The 15551-nt window shown below is 59.5% G+C and carries 15 protein-coding genes; 5 read left to right on the top strand and 10 right to left on the bottom strand.

Annotated features, from left to right (window positions below; all coding sequences use genetic code 11):
- Positions 1–3: 3 nt before the first annotated feature.
- The 4 genes from HMPREF2635_RS06580 to HMPREF2635_RS06565 form a co-directional block, all read right to left on the bottom strand.
- Positions 4–312, bottom strand: coding sequence for a hypothetical protein (locus HMPREF2635_RS06580; protein WP_049155610.1), 309 nt, complete (start codon positions 310–312; stop codon positions 4–6).
- Positions 313–318: 6 nt separating this feature from the next.
- Entirely contained in the window at positions 319–1278 is a 960-nt protein-coding gene (locus tag HMPREF2635_RS06575; RefSeq protein ID WP_049155609.1) for a bile acid:sodium symporter family protein, read from the bottom strand.
- A gap of 80 nt (positions 1279–1358) precedes the next feature.
- Complete coding sequence (locus tag HMPREF2635_RS06570; RefSeq protein WP_070821444.1) at positions 1359–1730, bottom strand: Rieske (2Fe-2S) protein; 372 nt, start codon at positions 1728–1730, stop codon at positions 1359–1361.
- 511 nt (positions 1731–2241) lie between these two features.
- Positions 2242–2706: an SdpI family protein gene (locus tag HMPREF2635_RS06565; protein ID WP_070517670.1), complete on the bottom strand. Its 465-nt coding sequence runs from the start codon at positions 2704–2706 to the stop codon at positions 2242–2244.
- Positions 2707–2862: 156 nt separating this feature from the next.
- Here HMPREF2635_RS06565 and HMPREF2635_RS06560 point away from each other — a divergent pair, with 156 nt between their 5' ends.
- A complete protein-coding gene (locus HMPREF2635_RS06560; RefSeq protein WP_070821443.1) occupies positions 2863–4098 on the top strand; it encodes a dicarboxylate/amino acid:cation symporter in 1236 nt (411 codons plus the stop codon).
- A 360-nt stretch (positions 4099–4458) separates the two neighbouring features.
- Positions 4459–5664: an HNH endonuclease signature motif containing protein gene (locus tag HMPREF2635_RS06555; protein ID WP_246819111.1), complete on the top strand. Its 1206-nt coding sequence runs from the start codon at positions 4459–4461 to the stop codon at positions 5662–5664.
- A gap of 113 nt (positions 5665–5777) precedes the next feature.
- Here the strand turns inward: HMPREF2635_RS06555 and trpA are convergent, their stop codons facing one another.
- Genes trpA through HMPREF2635_RS06525 form a run of 6 tightly spaced genes read right to left on the bottom strand, consistent with a single transcriptional unit; the run spans position 5778 to position 12396 of the window.
- Positions 5778–6599: a tryptophan synthase subunit alpha gene (trpA, locus tag HMPREF2635_RS06550; protein ID WP_070547217.1), complete on the bottom strand. Its 822-nt coding sequence runs from the start codon at positions 6597–6599 to the stop codon at positions 5778–5780.
- Positions 6599–7813 (bottom strand): tryptophan synthase subunit beta, encoded by a 1215-nt coding sequence (trpB, locus tag HMPREF2635_RS06545; protein ID WP_070821442.1) that lies wholly within the window; start codon positions 7811–7813, stop codon positions 6599–6601. The genes trpA and trpB overlap by 1 nt, the downstream gene beginning before the upstream one ends.
- A 45-nt stretch (positions 7814–7858) precedes the next feature.
- Positions 7859–9241, bottom strand: a complete 1383-nt coding sequence (gene trpCF, locus HMPREF2635_RS06540) for a bifunctional indole-3-glycerol-phosphate synthase TrpC/phosphoribosylanthranilate isomerase TrpF (RefSeq protein ID WP_070821441.1) — start codon at positions 9239–9241, stop codon at positions 7859–7861.
- Positions 9219–10256, bottom strand: coding sequence for an anthranilate phosphoribosyltransferase (gene trpD / locus HMPREF2635_RS06535; RefSeq protein WP_070821440.1), 1038 nt, complete (start codon positions 10254–10256; stop codon positions 9219–9221). Before trpD ends, trpCF begins: the two co-directional genes overlap by 23 nt.
- Positions 10256–10900, bottom strand: coding sequence for an anthranilate synthase component II (locus HMPREF2635_RS06530; RefSeq protein WP_070547213.1), 645 nt, complete (start codon positions 10898–10900; stop codon positions 10256–10258). Before HMPREF2635_RS06530 ends, trpD begins: the two co-directional genes overlap by 1 nt.
- Positions 10897–12396, bottom strand: coding sequence for an anthranilate synthase component 1 (locus HMPREF2635_RS06525; RefSeq protein WP_046648732.1), 1500 nt, complete (start codon positions 12394–12396; stop codon positions 10897–10899). Before HMPREF2635_RS06525 ends, HMPREF2635_RS06530 begins: the two co-directional genes overlap by 4 nt.
- A gap of 431 nt (positions 12397–12827) precedes the next feature.
- On the opposite strand from HMPREF2635_RS06525, the gene HMPREF2635_RS06520 reads away from it, so the two are divergent.
- From HMPREF2635_RS06520 to HMPREF2635_RS06510, 3 genes are read left to right on the top strand one after another with little or no spacing between them, the layout of a single operon-like run.
- Complete coding sequence (locus tag HMPREF2635_RS06520) at positions 12828–13811, top strand: ABC transporter substrate-binding protein (RefSeq protein ID WP_070821439.1); 984 nt, start codon at positions 12828–12830, stop codon at positions 13809–13811.
- Positions 13808–14665, top strand: a complete 858-nt coding sequence (locus HMPREF2635_RS06515; protein ID WP_046648734.1) for an ABC transporter permease — start codon at positions 13808–13810, stop codon at positions 14663–14665. The genes HMPREF2635_RS06520 and HMPREF2635_RS06515 overlap by 4 nt, the downstream gene beginning before the upstream one ends.
- 3 nt (positions 14666–14668) lie before the next feature.
- Positions 14669–15457, top strand: a complete 789-nt coding sequence (locus tag HMPREF2635_RS06510; protein WP_046648735.1) for an ABC transporter ATP-binding protein — start codon at positions 14669–14671, stop codon at positions 15455–15457.
- Positions 15458–15551: the final 94 nt, after the last annotated feature.

The following is a 15551-nucleotide window of genomic DNA, read 5'->3' as shown; positions in this document are numbered from 1 at the left end:
GCTCTAAAAGTCGCCGAATAGCGCGATGGCCTCGGTCCACAGGGAGTGGAACTGGAAGGCGTCGATAAGCTCGGCGTCGATGTCGGGGAACGTGTCGTAGGTGTCAGGGTGCGGCACCACTTGCTGTGGGATGTTGGCGTCACCCACCGAGGCGGTCGGCGTTGCGGCGCCGACGATGGCGTCATTCGGCGCGAGGGCAATCATACGCAACATGGAGCAAGCCTCGTTGCTGATTTCCTCGAGTTCCGCGATGTGGATGGCGGTGCCGACCTCCGGGACAGTCATGGTGGTGCGAACGTAAAGCTTTTTCATGTGGTCTCACTCTACCCGCGAATAGCGAGCCGCCATAGACGCGCAGATCATCAATTGCACCTGGTGGTAGATCATGAGCGGGAGGATAAGGAGCCCCAAAGACGTGCCACCAGAGGCGAAGATCACCGAGGCCATGGGCAGACCCGTGGCGAGGGACTTTTTCGAACCGCAGAACTGGATGGCGATGGTGTCCTCCCTGTCGAAGCCCAGCTTTCTGCTCACCACTTTGGTCAGCCAGAGCATGAAGAAGACGAATGCAGTTGAGAACACAATCTGGAACAGAATCTGCCAGACGCTAATTGACGCCCATATCCCGTCCACCATTCCCTTCGAAAAGGCGGCATACACCACCATCGCGATGGAGCCGCGATCCACCACTTTGGTGGCTTTGCTGGCTGCGACTTTTCCTACCCATTTTCTGGTGAGTTGGCCGAGCACGAAAGGTAGAAGCAGAAGCACGGAAATCTCTAGGAAGACGGAGCTATCGATGTGGATGCCGTCGCCGGCACCCATGAGCGCCATGACAAGTAGGGGCGTGAGAAAGACGCCGGCCAGATTCGATGCGGACGCGGAGACAATTGCGCCGGGAACGTTTCCGCGGGCGATGGAGGTAAAGGCTACCGATGATTGAACCGTTGATGGAACTAAGGTGAGGTAAAGAATGCCCAGGTATAGATCGGTTGGGATGAAAGCCGTGAGTGGACGGAGTGCGAGACCGATGATCGGATACACCACGAAGGTAAAGACCAAAATGGTCAGATGGAGCTTCCAATGCTTGATGCCGTTGATTGCCTCGCGCGTTGACAGTCGAGCTCCGTAGAGAAAGAAGAGGAGGGCAATCGCGATGTTCGTGAGGACGTCGAAGGTATCTGCAAAGCTGCCTCGCGCGGGAAGAACGATGGCGACCGCAACGGCGCAGAGGATGAGGACAATGAGGGGATCGAGTCTTTTGAGGCGCTCAAGCATATAACAGAGTGTAGACGCACCCCCACCGTTTCACGTGAAACATCGGTTTGAGCGAAGCGGCCCGAAGCTTCGACCGTGCGTTAGGCGGTGACGTTGCGTACCGTTCCCCCGTCATTCTCCACGCCGTACTCCGTGAGCGGTTTGGCGCTGGGACCGCCGGTCACTTCGCCGGTGCCGAGGTCAAAGCTGGAATAGTGGCTGGTGCAGGGGGGGGTCATGCCCTCGATTTTTGTAATGAGGGATCCCTGGTGCGGGCAGGTTTGGGAGTAAGCTTTGAACTCCCCTTCCGTGGGTTGAGCAAAGATCACTTTGTCCACGATGATGGCTGATCCAACGGGTATATCCGTCGCGGCTATTTCGGCGGTAGGTTCTTTGCCGCAGGCGGCGAGATAGGCACCAGCGAAGGTGGTGGCAGTACCGAGGAGGAAGAGGCGGCGGGAACACGTAGTCATGGTGCTTACTCTATCTGATCGGCGTGTTCCATAGTGTGAGGTATAGCGTTCTTAACTGAGTTTGCCATCCCACACAGGTAACTCTTCTTCCCTACTGCCGCTGAAATCGTAGGATCCGTACGATGTACCGACATCGCTATAGATGGTCCCTGGCGAAGCTACGTGTCGTCCGCCCCGTGAATCATTCGTGAAGGCATAGGTTGCCCCAGCGCCCAGAACGCTAATGCTGAGTGCGGCTGCGGCGATGATTCGGATTGCTCGGGTGTTAACGCTTTTCTTCATGCCATCCATAGTGCGCCGTAGGTTAAAGGTTGTCACGAGACGATGCCGGCTTCCCACGAAGTTGGCGTCGAGTTCCCAGTCATCTTTCAGACTGGGGTCTGCACACAAAGGGCCATTCCAATGGTGAGTATCGCCCACCATTGGAATGGCCTTTGGAATAATAATGTTAGTGACGAAACGCGAGCAATCAAGATGTCACTATAATAACGTCACTGTACGTTATTGATTGCTAGCGAGGATTGCTGTTATCGGCACGTTTTGCGGCAGCACGGGCCGCGGAGACGTCGACAGTCGGTGCCTCTCCCCCGCACCCACCGTCGCCACAGTTGCAGGATTCACCGCAACCCTCATCCTCTTTGTGGGCTTGATCCCAGAGATACGCCGCGCGGGCGCCCATATTGGAACCGACCGAGAGTGCGAGAACAGCTACGACGAACGTGAGTGCTGGGATCAACCACATCCAACCCTCGGCCCGCAGCGCGATGATTCCGCCAAACACTAAAGCGACGCCGGCGAGGAACCAGAACGGTCCTGCAACGGCGTGGGCATTATCCCAAGCTTCCTTAGTCTTGCGGATCTCCGCGAGGCGCAAACCGACGACGCTATTACCCGGGAGCTTCCGGAGCGAGGCTAGGCCGCCGACGACGATAAAGATGGCGGCCACGATGAGGAAGATGATTCCGACTACGAGCATGCCCATAGTCTATCCCGCCCCGTAGTTAGGGAGAAAGTCAGTTCAATTTATTCGCATGCTGCTGTAATATACATTTCGTGTCGCTTGGTAGATATTAAAGACTTTATTATCGAGCGAACTGATCAGCGTGGTAGCAACCATAGAAAAGATTCAATCATGACATTTAAGAGTGTTCTCAACTCTCTGTTGTTCAAGATTATCGTCGCGATAGTCTTGGGCATCATCGTTAGCCAGTTTGCCCCGGAATGGTTTGGCAGGGCTTTCGCAACCTATAACGGCCTGTTTTCAAACTTCCTCGGCTTCTTCATTCCAGTCCTTATCCTTGCGCTCGTGGCCCCGGCAATCGCAGGCCTTGGGCATGGTGCCGGTAAGTGGTTGGGCATTACTGCGGGAATTGCCTACGGCTCGACTATCGTGGCAGGGCTTATCGCATACGGCTTGACCCAGGTCCTCTACCCCACTTTGCTGGCCGGACAAACGCTCAATACCGAGGTTTCTGACATCGATGCGGGAGCTCTCGAGCCGTACTTTACGGTTGAGATGCCAGCGCCTTTCGAAGTGATGACGGCGCTGCTGCTGTCCTTCTGTATCGGCGTAGCCATGACGACTGTGAAGTCGGACAATCTTTACACACTTACGAAGGAATTTGAGAACGTCGTTATCAAGGTCATTTGGGGTTTCGTGATCCCCCTTCTGCCGATCTACATCTTCGGTATGTTCCTCTCCTTGGGTATGAATGGAAATATCGGTACCGTGCTGATCGCCTTCACTAAGGTGCTTCTGCTCGCGGTTGTGATGACCTTGGTCTACCTGGTGCTGCAGTACATTATCGCTGGCGCGATTGCGGCCAAGAATCCATTCTCTGCACTGAAGAACATGGCTCCGGCGTACTTTACTGCGTTGGGTACGTCTTCCTCTGCGGCTACTATTCCGGTCACTCTCGACGCCGCACTGAAGAATGGAATCTCCAAGCCGGTGGCAGGTTTCGTGATTCCGCTTTGCGCGACGATTCACCTTTCTGGTTCGATGATCAAGCTCACCCTGTACGCTTTCGCGATCGTGTACATGGCTGATGGTATGGAAGCTGACCTTGGGAAGGCCCTTGGCTTCATCTTGCTGTTGGGCATCATGATGGTCGCTGCTCCTGGCGTTCCGGGTGGCGCGGTGATGGTCGCGGTCGGACTTCTGCAAGCGAATATGGGCTTTGATAACTCGATGGTCGCATTGATGATTGCCGCCTACGTCGCTATTGACTCCGTGGGTACCGCCGCAAACGTTACAGGGGACGGCGCCATCGCCATGATCGTCGACCGCTTCGCGCGCGATAAGATTGAGGGCCTAGAGGCCGAGGCAGATGCCGAGGCTGCTGACGAAGAGCTCAGCAAGGCCTAAGTTTCACGTGAAACCCTGAAGCTTCTACTCCCCCTTTTCCGACATGATACCCGCGATGGATAGTTGGGCGAAGGGGGATTTTTCTTTCCCTAATTTCGGAGAGTGTGCGCAGCCGTGTAGGGGGCTAGTGGCCCGATGCGTAGACTGCGGTTCTGGCCGTGGCGGTTCGGGCCTAAGCCCCATTTTCTTGGGAGAGGGCTTGCGCTTTATTGTTAGAACAGGTATTCTATAGCTGGGTGTGGGGGAACGAATTGTTCCGCAAATTTAGGGGGGCAGCTACCCATGGCAACCACAGCACAATCATCTACGTCACTTCCCACTGCATACTTTTCCCACTCAAATCCGCGTGATCCTGAATGCATGGCTGGTCAGCTCATGCGCAGAATCGAGTACGAATTCTGGTCAGGCGTCCAACCACCACTCGATGAGGACTCCGATACCGCCTTTATGCGCATCGGGCAAAAGACCGGAAAATCTCCGGCTCACGTTGCGCGCAATGTCATGGCGCTGATCCGTCTTGATGAAATGCCGAAGCTCCGTGCCCTGCAGAAGGCGGACTGTTTACTGGACATGCAGATGCTAGTTGCTATCGATCAGGTGATGGCAAAGCTTGGCAATCCGACGGCGGCTGTTATAGCGGAAGTGGATGAGAAGCTATCCGTCTGGTTAACGCCGACCAAGCCGAATCAAGTCTTTCCCTCAGTAGAGAAGATACGGCGCAAGGTTCGAGACATCTGCAAGGTGCTCGATGACTCCGTATCCTTCCGTGACAAGCGCAAGAAGAATCGCTACTCTCTTCTCACCCGCGGGGAACGTGGGTTAATCGAGCTAGAAGTGGATAGCAACGTGGGTGTCGTCATCCACGAAACCATCAAGTTGGCAGCAAAGGAACATGGCGTCTCCATGGCCGATGCGCTGGTACTGCTCATTACCGGCAAGATCGAGCCAGAGGCGGGTAAGGTCGTCGTCCACGAATACAAGGCAAAAGACGTCGAGGGTGCGCCGGTCTATGTCCAAGGACATGGGTGGAACGGCGAGGGCGTTCCGGCTTCGAAGACCGTGAGGCGCGATTTCACCACTGCCCCGGAAGCTTGTCAGGGCTACCAGCCGTCGGAATTCTTGAGAAAGTATGTCGAAGGCCGCGACGGCACATGCCGGGCGCCTGGTTGTAATCGTCCTGCATGGGCCTGCCAGTTGGATCACCGGATTAACTACGCGGATGGCGGCCCGACGCATCCGGATAACATGGTGGCCCTTTGCCAGCACCATCACAATATGAAGACAGATGGGCGGGCCTTTTACATCCTGGATCCCGCAACCGGCGATGTCGTGTGGCTGTACGAGGACGGAACCTGGGCGGTCACGGAAGCGACCGGCCCTTTGGCACCAGCCTCGAAGGTGTGGGCCCGGACCATTGCGGAAGACGTCGTTGCTCACCGTCGCAAGATGCACGAAGCCGCGCAGGCTCTGAAGGTGGAAATGGATAACGGAACCATGGTCGAAGTATTCGACATGACTGATCCGGCAGATCGCTACACGAATGGCGGAGAGGAGATTCCCTTCTAGGGAAGTGTTTCACGTGAAACGGCCCCCTTCCGCTCTGCCGCGCGTAGGCGCGGATTCTGACGGAAAGAGACCGTTGCGAGGCGTGCCTGTCGAAGCCGGCTACTGTTTCGTGGCTACTGTTTGGTGGCTGCCTTCATGGTGGATACGAAGTCGGTGACCGCAGCGGCGAGAGTGTCGTTGGGGCGGTTGTCATCGTCGAGGTGGGCATCAACGACCTTGGCCAGAGCGGAACCGGTGATTGTTCCCGCAGCGCCAGCAGCAATGGCGTCGGCAACGTGTTGCGGGGTGGAGATTCCAAAGCCAAGGAGAATCGGTGCACCTCCGAAACGTTTCACGTTGTCCACTACGTCAGCGAGCCCGCGTGTCTCTGACTCCTTCTCGGTGCCGGTAACGCCGTCGCGGGAGATCGCATAGATATAGCCCTTGGAATACTTCGCGACGCCCTCGAGGGTTTTCTCGGAGGCTTGTGCTGGTGCGATGAAGATGGGATCGATTCCTGCTTTGTCGGCTGCAGCGGCGAAGGGGGCGCCTTCGCGAACGGGGACGTCGGGAAGCAGGATGCTATCGGCGCCGGCCTCGTGAAATTCGGAATAGAAGGTCTCGAGCCCGCGGGTGAAGGGAACGTTGCCGTAGATGAGCATGCCGATGGGCAGGTCCGGGAATTCACTGCGGATCTGACGGATCTGCTCGATAGCGGAATCCACCGTCGCACCGCCGGCGAGCGCGCGAATGTGGGAGGCCTGGATCGTTGGGCCGTCGGCGACAGGATCCGAGAACGGGACACCAAGCTCGAGGGCGTCGGCGCCACCGGCGACGGCCGCGCGGACGATGGTGAGTGCGGTCTCGGGATCGGGATCGCTGAGCATGATGAAAGGAACGAAAGCGCCTTCACCGCGTGCGGCTAGGGTGGAGAAGAGTTTCTCGTAACGGCTCATTACTTGTCCTCCGTGATCTTGAGTTCGGGGTGCTCGCTAAGGGTTCGGCGGACGTGGTCGATGTCCTTGTCGCCGCGCCCAGAAAGGGAAACGAGGATGGTGATGTCTTCATCCTTGCGCTTGAGTGCGTAGGCCAGCGCGTGTGAGGATTCGAGGGCGGGGATGATGCCCTCGCGGCGGCTAAGGAGCTGGAAGGCTTCGAGGGCTTCTGCGTCGGTGATGCCGACATAGGTTGCGCGCCCCGTCTGAGCGAGGTGCGCGTGCTGTGGACCGACGCCCGGGTAGTCGAGGCCAGCGGAGATGGAATAGGATTCCTCAACCTGGCCGTCGGCATTGCGCATGAGATAGGACCGGGCGCCGTGGAGGATGCCGATGGTGCCGTTGTTGATGGTCGCGCCGTGGTGCCCGGAGTCGAGTCCCTCTCCCCCGGGTTCCGCTCCAACGAGTTCGACGGATTCCTCATCGATGAAGTCAGCGAACATACCAATGGCGTTCGAACCGCCGCCGACGCACGCGACGACGAGATCCGGCAAACCGCCGGTGCGCTCGATCATCTGGGCCTTGGCTTCTTCGGAAATCACCTTGTGGAACTCGCGAACGATCGTTGGGAAGGGGTGTGGCCCAGCCGCAGTGCCGAGGAGGTAGTGAGATTCGTGGAAGGTCGCGGTCCAGTCACGGAGAGCTTCGTTGACGGCATCCTTGAGCGTGCCGGAACCGGAATCAACCGGAACAACCTTCGCGCCCATCAGTTCCATTCGGTAGACGTTGGGCTGCTGCCTCTCGACGTCCTTCGCGCCCATGTAGATCACGCAGTCGAGGTCAAGCAGAGCACAGGCGAGGGCGGTCGCCGTGCCATGCTGGCCGGCGCCGGTCTCGGCGATGATGCGGGTCTTCCCCATCCGCTTGGCCAAGAGCGCTTGGCCGATCACCTGGTTGGTCTTGTGCGCGCCGCCGTGGACAAGGTCCTCCCTCTTGAGGAAGACGCGCGCCTTGCCGCCGAGCTTGGTGGCTTCGGTGAGGGGCGTGGGACGGCCTAGGTAGTCTCGTAGGTAGCCGGCAAGTTCCTTGCGGAAGGCCGGGTCGTTCTGGGCGTCGACGAAGGCGTGCTCGAGCTGGTCGAGTGCTGGGATGAGTGATTCGGGAACAAATTGTCCGCCAAACTCACCGAAGTAGGCGGGAAGAATGGTCTCCCTGGTGTCCTGATCGTTGGTCATGATAGTCCTTTTGTCTCGGGCTGTTGCTAAGGATCGGGTTGGGGATTAATACGTAAAGTGACGAATGATATGGAAGGCTCGAGCGATGAGTGCACTGTCTTTTCGACCGTTCACTTCGACCCCCGAATTGATGTCCAATCCGGCGGTGCCGACGCGAAGCGCCTGGGTGAGGTTCTCTGGATTCAGGCCCCCAGCAAGAAGTGACTTGGCTTTGACCTCGTCCGGGACAGTTGTCCAGTCGAAGGAGGTACCGGTTCCGCCGGTGCCGGAGTCGAGAATGAGGAGGTCGACGGCGTCGGCAAGCGCAGCGGCGAGGGCCGAGCCGTGGGGTGCGGTCATGTCGATGGCGCGCCACACCTGGCGCTCCCCTGCTACTGCGCGGACGGACTCAATGAGTTCGAGCTCGGCCTGGGTGCTTCCCTGGAAGGGTGCGTGGAGTTGTAGGGCGGCGATGCCGTCGAAGGCAAGCTCCTCCCAGCCGGAGGTGCGGCGAGAGACCGCGACGTAGTTGAGGTCGGGTTCGTGGGCGATGATGTCGAGCGCGGTTTCACGTGAAACATTGCGCGGGGAGGCCTCCTCGAAGACGAATCCCCCGTAGACGGCACCGGCGGCACGGGCGGCCTGAGCCGCTGACCATGTCGTGAGGCCGCAGACCTTGTTCTGGCCATAGACCAGCTCACGGGCGGCCCGGTCGATATCGGGCGTGCCAGTGAGCTGGGAGCCAACGAGGAAGGCATTGGCGTGAGAACCCAGGAGGCGAACGGTCTGGTTGTCGCGGATGCCGGACTCCGAGACGATGACCTTGCCAGACGGGACGTGGTGCGAAAGGCGCTCGGAGCGAGTGAGATCGATGCTGAGGTCGTGGAGGTTGCGGTTGTTAATTCCGATCACGTCGATGCCAAAGGCAGTGGCACGGGCGACTTCCTCCTCGGTGATTGCTTCGGTAAGGACATCAAGTCCAAGGGAATCAGCTATCTGCTTAAGTTCCGCGTAGGTGTCGTCATCGACGATCGACATCATGAGCAAAATGGCGTCAGCGCCGAAATAGCGAGCGGCGTAGACCTGAATGGGGTCAACGATGAAGTCCTTGCACAAGACAGGCAGGTGCGTGGATAGAGCCACGGTCTGCAGGTGGTCGTAGTCGCCACCAAAACGATCCGGCTCGCACAGCACCGAGATGGCCGAAGCGTAGCGCGAGTACACCCGCGCGATGGCCCCGGGCTCGTAGTGCTCGCGAATCAGCCCCAGTGACGGCGAGGCAGACTTGCATTCCATGATGAAGCGGTTGGTCCCGTTGAGCGCATCGTAGAAGGAGCGCTCCGAACGCGGAAGCGTCGCGAGGTCCACGTGTGCGAGGCGCTCACGGATAGCGGCCAGGTGCGTGCGGCGCTTGGCGACGATCCCCTCAAGCACGGTCGGCAGAGCCATAGTTCGCCTCCTCGTGCTTCTTCAGCCATGCGGCCACGGTGCCATCCTTGATGAGTTGGTCGGCATGCGCGACGCCCTCGTGGATGGAATCGGTAGTGCCATTGAGGTAGAACATTGCACCGGCGGTCGCGGCGATTGCATCATGGTGGGCAGGTTTACCGGTGCCGGCGAAGACCGCCCGGAGGGCCCTTGCGTTTTCTTCACCGTTGCCGCCGGCGAGGTCGGAGAGCTCGTGGCGGGAGATGCCGAGGTCTTCCGGGGTGAGCTCGTAGTGGCTAATGGAGCCGTCGCGAAGCTCCCAGACCTGGGTGGTTCCGTGTACGGCGATCTCATCGGTGCCCGCACCGTGGACGACCAGCGCGCGCGTGCGGCCAAGATCCTTGAACACCTCAGCAATGAGCTGGCCCTGTTCGGGGTTAGCGATGCCCATGATCTGGAACTCGGGACGGCCGGGGCTCAGGAGCGGGCCCATGGTATTGAAGAGGGTTGAAACTCCGAGGCCTTTGCGAACGGGCTGCACGTGAGCGACGGCCGGATTATAGGCCGGCGCAAAGAGAAAGGTGAAATTCGAGGCCTCGAGCTGGCGGACTGCGCGGTCGGGGTCGAGATCAAGCGGGATACCGAGCGCCTCGAGGACGTCGGCCGAGCCAGACTTGGACGAAACTGAGCGGTTGCCGTGCTTGACCATCTTGACCCCGCCGGCGGAGGCGACGAGGGATGCGCCGGTGGTGACGTTGATGGTGTTCGCGCCATCGCCACCGGTTCCCGCGGTATCCATGAGGCCCTTGCCGGTAACCGGGAAGGGGCGGCCGGCGTTGAGGAAGGCGCGGGCGGCGCCGGCTACATCGGCGAAGGTCTCGCCGCGCGTACGGATGTGGGTAAGGAGGGCGGCGATATGGATGTCGTCATACTCCCCCACCGTCAGCGGGGTGAAGACCTCGATTGCTTCCTCGAGGGTCGGTTCGGAGATATCGAGGAATTCCTGCAGTGTCTTGAGGGCGTGGTTATTGGTCATTACTTGGCTCCTTCCATGGTGGGTAGAGAAGAAAGTTGTTCAATGCAGCGTTCGATCATGATGGGGCCGGTCGGAGTTAGCACCGACTCCGGGTGGAACTGAAGGCCGAGGGCCATGCCGTCGACGGTTTCCGCCGCCATCGTGACAGGGCCGATGTCGGTCTCCGTCTCCGCGAGGCTGCGCATCTGGGTGGGAATGCTCGCGCAGCCCAAGGAGTGATAGCGCGCAACGGGGACGAGGCGGCCCACGTAGTTCGGATTATCTGGCTCGGAATCAGTAGTGAGCCCTTGGAAGAGCGGGTGCTTCGCGCCAGCGTCGGTCAGCGTCATGGGCACAGAGGAACCGTGGACTGGGCCGCAGGGCTCGACGGTGCCGCCGAAGTGCTCGAGCAGCGCCTGGAAACCCAGGCAGATGCCGAGGATGGGGATGCGGCCGAGGGAGGCGTCGACAAGTTGCATCATCGATCCAGCGTCGCGCGGATGGCCGGGGCCGGGAGAGAGGATGATGATGTCGGGTTGGGCGGCGAGAACCTCCTCCACCGGCACCGTATTACGGAAAACGGTGGTGTTATAGCCGGCGAGGGCGTCGACGAGGTTGTAGACGAAGGAATCGTGGTTATCAATGAGGACGACGTGTGGGTTCATCGGATGACCTCCAGGGATGCGTTGTGTGCCTGGGCGATGGCACTGAGCACCGCGTAGGCCTTGTGGACCGTTTCATCGGCTTCGGACTGGGGGATGGAATCGCGCACGACCCCCGCGCCGGCCTGGACGACGGCCGTGCCATCCTTGACGTATGCGGAACGGATGACGATGCAGTTATCCATGGATCCATCGCCGCGCAGGTAACCGATAGCTCCCCCGAAGGAGCCGCGGCGAGTGCCCTCGGTTTCGCGGATGAGCTCCATCGCGCGCAATTTCGGCGCGCCGGTCAGAGTGCCCATGTTCATGCAGGCACGGTAGGCGTCGAGGGCGTCGAAATCCTCGTGCAGCGTGGCGACGACGCGGGAGACCAGGTGCATCACGCGGGAATAGCGGTCCACTTGGAGCAGATCAGCGACCTGTCGGGTGCCGGGGACGGCGACGCGGGCGAGGTCGTTGCGGGCCAGGTCCACCAGCATGATGTGCTCGGAGACCTCCTTGGAATCGGTGCGCATCTCGAGTTCATTGCGGATGTCCAGCTCGTGGGTCGCGCCGCGCGGGCGGGTGCCGGCGACCGGATAGAGCTGCACCTGCCGGTCGGTGGCCGTGTACTTCAGGTTGGATTCCGGAGAGGCCCCGAACAGCTCGTGCTCGGCGCCGCGCAGGTAAAACATGTACGGCGAGGGGTTGGTCTCACGCAGTGTGCGGTAGGCAGCGAAGGCATCGGGGCAGTCGAGACTAAACGCACGGGAAGGGACCACCTGATAAATATCGCCGGCGTGGACGTTGCCTTGCAGGCGCTCCACGTGACGCCGGAAAGCAGCGTCGTCGATGGAGGCGCGCGCGGATATGTGAGGTAGTGGCTGTGGGGGCTGGGGCGTGATGGGATCGGTGCGGGCGGCGCGGTCGAGCTCCTCCTCAAGTGCCTGCTTGTCGACGCCCCACCCCTCTATCTTCGCGGTCTCCGTCAGGTGGTCCACGGTGAGAACGTGCTCGGCGACGAGAAACTCATAATCGGGGTATCCGTTGAGTCCGTCGGGAACCGGGGGTAGCTTCTCGAAGGTCTCGACGTAGTCGAAGGCGAAACCGCCACCGATGAAGGGTAGTGATTCGCTGGAATACAGTGTGCTGAATTGTAAGGTGCGCAGGATATCCGCGGTGGAGGTAGCGCGGAGCCGGGCGCGCTCATCGTGTTCGGTGGAAAGCTCGAAGCTAAAGGTGGTGCTCTCCTCGCTGTCCTGGCTGATCCTGGAGCGGAAGTCCTGGCGAAGCTCGTCGAGGAGCAGCTGGCCAGCGGATGTTAATGCGGTAGCGGTGACCTCTTGGCCGTGGCAGACGACTTTGAGCGCTGCCTTGGTGATCGCAATGCACGTGAGGTTCTTCTTGGATTCAATGTCCGCGGATTCTAAGAGCAGGGAATCTTGCGGCGTGGCGAGGGCATAAAAGAGCGCACTGGCATCGGGTGTGTACCCGACCTCGCGTTTGGCTGTAAACGGCATACGGTGTCTTTCTTTAACGATGTTGTGTGCTGCCGCGAGCTTTTAAAGAGAGCAAAACGCCGAAAAGCCCGCAGCTGCGGGCCTTAAATATGGGAGAACAACGAGGCCCGCGGGTTACGCGCGCCACCACCAAAGGTTAGATATGTTCTTCACATCACTGACTCTAACACCGATACCTTCTGCCGTACAGATAAATGTGAGCGGGTACCCCCGTGGGGTCTATGTGCTGCAGGGCCACAGCGAGGTGGGTGATATAGGAAACATGCAGCTTAAGCATGTGATATAGAACTCTAAAACTGTCACAGTATAGCTTTTGGAGGGCTAAGAGTACCCCCGTGCGGGAAAAATATTCACAAAACTGCTGCTTAAACGCATGGAAAGAGGCTTAAATAACGGTCACAACAGTCACTCTAGAGTAGAAAAGGACCGTTATGTTCTCTAAAACTGCTGCTGCTCTCTCCGCTCTCGCTCTGAGCGCCGCCGCCCTCGTGGGGTGCTCCTCATCCTCGGACAACGCCGGCGGTGATTCCGGTGGTGGAGACTCCTACTCCATCGGTATCAACCAGCTGGTTCAGCACCCCTCCCTCGACGCCGCCGCGGAAGGTTTCCAGGAAGCCTTCGAGGAAGCGGGCGTGGACGTGGATTGGGACATCCAGAATGCCAATGGCGAACAGGGCACCGCGGTGTCCATCTCCCAGCAGATGGCAAACGCTAACCACGACCTCTACCTGGCAATCGCCACCCCGGCCGGACAGGCCATGAGCAAGTCCATCAAGGACAAGCCGCTTCTGTTCACCGCGGTGACGGACCCCGTGGAGGCGGAGCTGGTGGAGTCCCTGGATAAGCCGGGCAAGAATGTCACTGGTACCTCTGACGCCGCGCCCATCGAGGAGCAGGTTGAGCTGATTACCCAGCTGGTCCCAGACGCCAAGACCGTCGGCGTGGTCTACTCCTCCGCCGAGGTCAACTCCAAGGTGCAGGTGGAACAGTTGGCAGAGGCCGCTAAGCCGAAGGGCATTGAGGTGAAGTCGCAGACGGTGACCTCCGTGACGGAGATCCCGCAGGCCGTGGAGGCGCTGGGCGATGTCGATGCCATCTACGTGCCGACCGACAACATGGTTGTTTCCGGCATTTCTTCGCTCATCAAGGTAGCGAATGACAAGACCATCCCGGTCATCGCAGCGGACTCGGGTGCCGTTGAAGGTGGTGCTGCCGCCACCATCGGTATCGACTACAAGGAGCTGGGCCGCCAGACCGGTGAGATGGCGCTGCGCATCCTCCAGGACGGCGCAGACCCGGCCGAGACCCCGGTAGAAACCGCCTCTGAGTACACCTACGTCATTAACGAGGATGCCGTGAAGGCACAGGGCGTTGAGGTACCGAAGGAGATCATGGAGAAGGCTGAGAAGCTGTGATTGGTGCACTCGAGCTAGGGCTCATCTATGCGGTCATGGCCGTGGGCGTCTACCTGACATTCCGCGTCCTTGACTTCCCGGACCTGACCGTCGATGGCTCCTTTACCACCGGGGCTGCGACGGCCGGCGTGCTCATTACGAATGGGGTTAATCCCTTTCTGGCATCGGCCGCAGGCTTTGTCACCGGCTTTATCGCCGGCTGCATCACGGGACTTCTGCACACGAAAGGCCGCATCGACGGTTTGCTTGCGGGTATCCTCACGATGATTGGTCTGTGGTCCATCAACCTGCGCATCATGGGCAGCGCCAACGTTCCGTTGCTCTCCCAAGATTCGGTGTTTACCCCGCTGGATGCAGTAATGGGGTCGTGGGCCGGGGTGGGCTTGCTCGCCCTGGGTGCGGTGCTGCTCTGCCTGCTGATCGTGTGGTTCCTGTCCACGGACCTGGGACTTTCTCTGCGCGCAACAGGTGACAATCAGCAGATGATCACCTCCTTTGGCGTGTCCACCGATTTCACCAAGATCCTGACCCTGGCCCTGTCCAATGGCCTGGTGGGCCTGTGCGGTGCGCTCATCGCGCAGTACCAGGGCTTCGCCGACATTTCGATGGGTATCGGACTCATCCTGGTTGGTCTGGCATCCGTCATCCTGGGACAGGCGGTACTCCCCCAGTCGCGCTTGTGGATGGCCGTGGTTGCGGTGGCGTTGGGCTCCGTGATCTACCGTCTCATCATCTTCGCTGCGCTTCAGGTAGGCCTCAACCCGAATGACATGAAGCTCATCACGGCGCTGCTGGTTATTGTCGCTCTGCTGGTGCCGCGTATGACGAAGGTGCGCGGGAAGAGGAAGGCCTAGATCATGCTCAAAGTAGATAAGATTTCGAAGACCTTCTTCCCGGGTACGGTCAACGAACGCCGTGCGCTTCGCGACGTCTCCCTGGAACTTGCCTCCGGCGATTTTGTCACTGTCATCGGCTCTAACGGTGCGGGAAAGTCGACACTGCTGAACTCCGTCGCGGGCCGACTCATCCCGGATTCGGGAAAGATCTCGATCGACGGCCAGGACGTGACGAGCCAGCCGGAGCACAAGCGTGCAAGGAAGGTCGGGCGCGTCTTTCAGGACCCCATGGCGGGTACGGCACCAAACCTCACGATTGAGGAGAATCTCTCCTTGGCGTACCTGCGCGGCAAGAAGCGTGGCCTCGGTTTGGGTCTCAACTCCGCGCGCCGGGCCATCTTCGTGGAACAGTTGGAATCCCTCGAGCTCGGCCTAGAGAAGCGTCTGGGGACCAAGGTAGGGCTGCTCTCCGGCGGTCAGCGCCAGGCGCTGTCGTTGCTCATGGCCGGCTTTACTAACCCGAAGGTGATGCTTCTGGATGAGCACACGGCGGCCCTCGACCCGCAGCGCGCCGAGCTGGTAACGACATTGACGAAGCGCATTGTGGAGCAAGGTCAGCTCACGACTCTGATGGTGACGCACAATATGGCGCAAGCGCTGCAAGTGGGAAACCGTCTCATCATGATGCATGAGGGAGAGATCATCTATTCCGCTGACGCCGAGCAGAAGGCGAAGCTCACGGTAGAGGATCTCATGGCGGAGTTCGCAAAGATTAAGGGAGCGACCTCCGATAGGACGCTGCTGCAGTAGCATTCCTGCGAGGTTGTTTCACGTGAAACCTAGGTGCTGTGTTCGGCAGCATCTAGGTTTCTTTTGTTATGTCCATAGGGTTTTTGGACATGGA

The sequence above is a fragment of the Corynebacterium sp. HMSC035E02 genome, from assembly GCF_001836065.1.
In the GTDB taxonomy this organism is placed as follows: domain Bacteria; phylum Actinomycetota; class Actinomycetes; order Mycobacteriales; family Mycobacteriaceae; genus Corynebacterium; species Corynebacterium hiratae.
The sequence above is the reverse complement of the archived record's forward strand: the minus strand, read 5'-3'. Positions and strand labels throughout refer to the sequence as shown.

Excerpts from the sequence above, each read along its gene's own strand:
- HMPREF2635_RS06580 (WP_049155610.1), bottom strand. The coding sequence starts at position 312 with ATGAAAAAGCTTTACGTTCGCACCACCATGACTGTCCCGGAGGTCGGC.
- HMPREF2635_RS06575 (WP_049155609.1), bottom strand. The coding sequence starts at position 1,278 with ATGCTTGAGCGCCTCAAAAGACTCGATCCCCTCATTGTCCTCATCCTC.
- HMPREF2635_RS06570 (WP_070821444.1), bottom strand. The coding sequence starts at position 1,730 with ATGACTACGTGTTCCCGCCGCCTCTTCCTCCTCGGTACTGCCACCACC.
- HMPREF2635_RS06565 (WP_070517670.1), bottom strand. The coding sequence starts at position 2,706 with ATGCTCGTAGTCGGAATCATCTTCCTCATCGTGGCCGCCATCTTTATC.
- HMPREF2635_RS06560 (WP_070821443.1), top strand. The coding sequence starts at position 2,863 with ATGACATTTAAGAGTGTTCTCAACTCTCTGTTGTTCAAGATTATCGTC.
- HMPREF2635_RS06555 (WP_246819111.1), top strand. The coding sequence starts at position 4,459 with ATGGCTGGTCAGCTCATGCGCAGAATCGAGTACGAATTCTGGTCAGGC.
- trpA (WP_070547217.1), bottom strand. The coding sequence starts at position 6,599 with ATGAGCCGTTACGAGAAACTCTTCTCCACCCTAGCCGCACGCGGTGAA.
- trpB (WP_070821442.1), bottom strand. The coding sequence starts at position 7,813 with ATGACCAACGATCAGGACACCAGGGAGACCATTCTTCCCGCCTACTTC.
- trpCF (WP_070821441.1), bottom strand. The coding sequence starts at position 9,241 with ATGGCTCTGCCGACCGTGCTTGAGGGGATCGTCGCCAAGCGCCGCACG.
- trpD (WP_070821440.1), bottom strand. The coding sequence starts at position 10,256 with ATGACCAATAACCACGCCCTCAAGACACTGCAGGAATTCCTCGATATC.
- HMPREF2635_RS06530 (WP_070547213.1), bottom strand. The coding sequence starts at position 10,900 with ATGAACCCACACGTCGTCCTCATTGATAACCACGATTCCTTCGTCTAC.
- HMPREF2635_RS06525 (WP_046648732.1), bottom strand. The coding sequence starts at position 12,396 with ATGCCGTTTACAGCCAAACGCGAGGTCGGGTACACACCCGATGCCAGT.
- HMPREF2635_RS06520 (WP_070821439.1), top strand. The coding sequence starts at position 12,828 with ATGTTCTCTAAAACTGCTGCTGCTCTCTCCGCTCTCGCTCTGAGCGCC.
- HMPREF2635_RS06510 (WP_046648735.1), top strand. The coding sequence starts at position 14,669 with ATGCTCAAAGTAGATAAGATTTCGAAGACCTTCTTCCCGGGTACGGTC.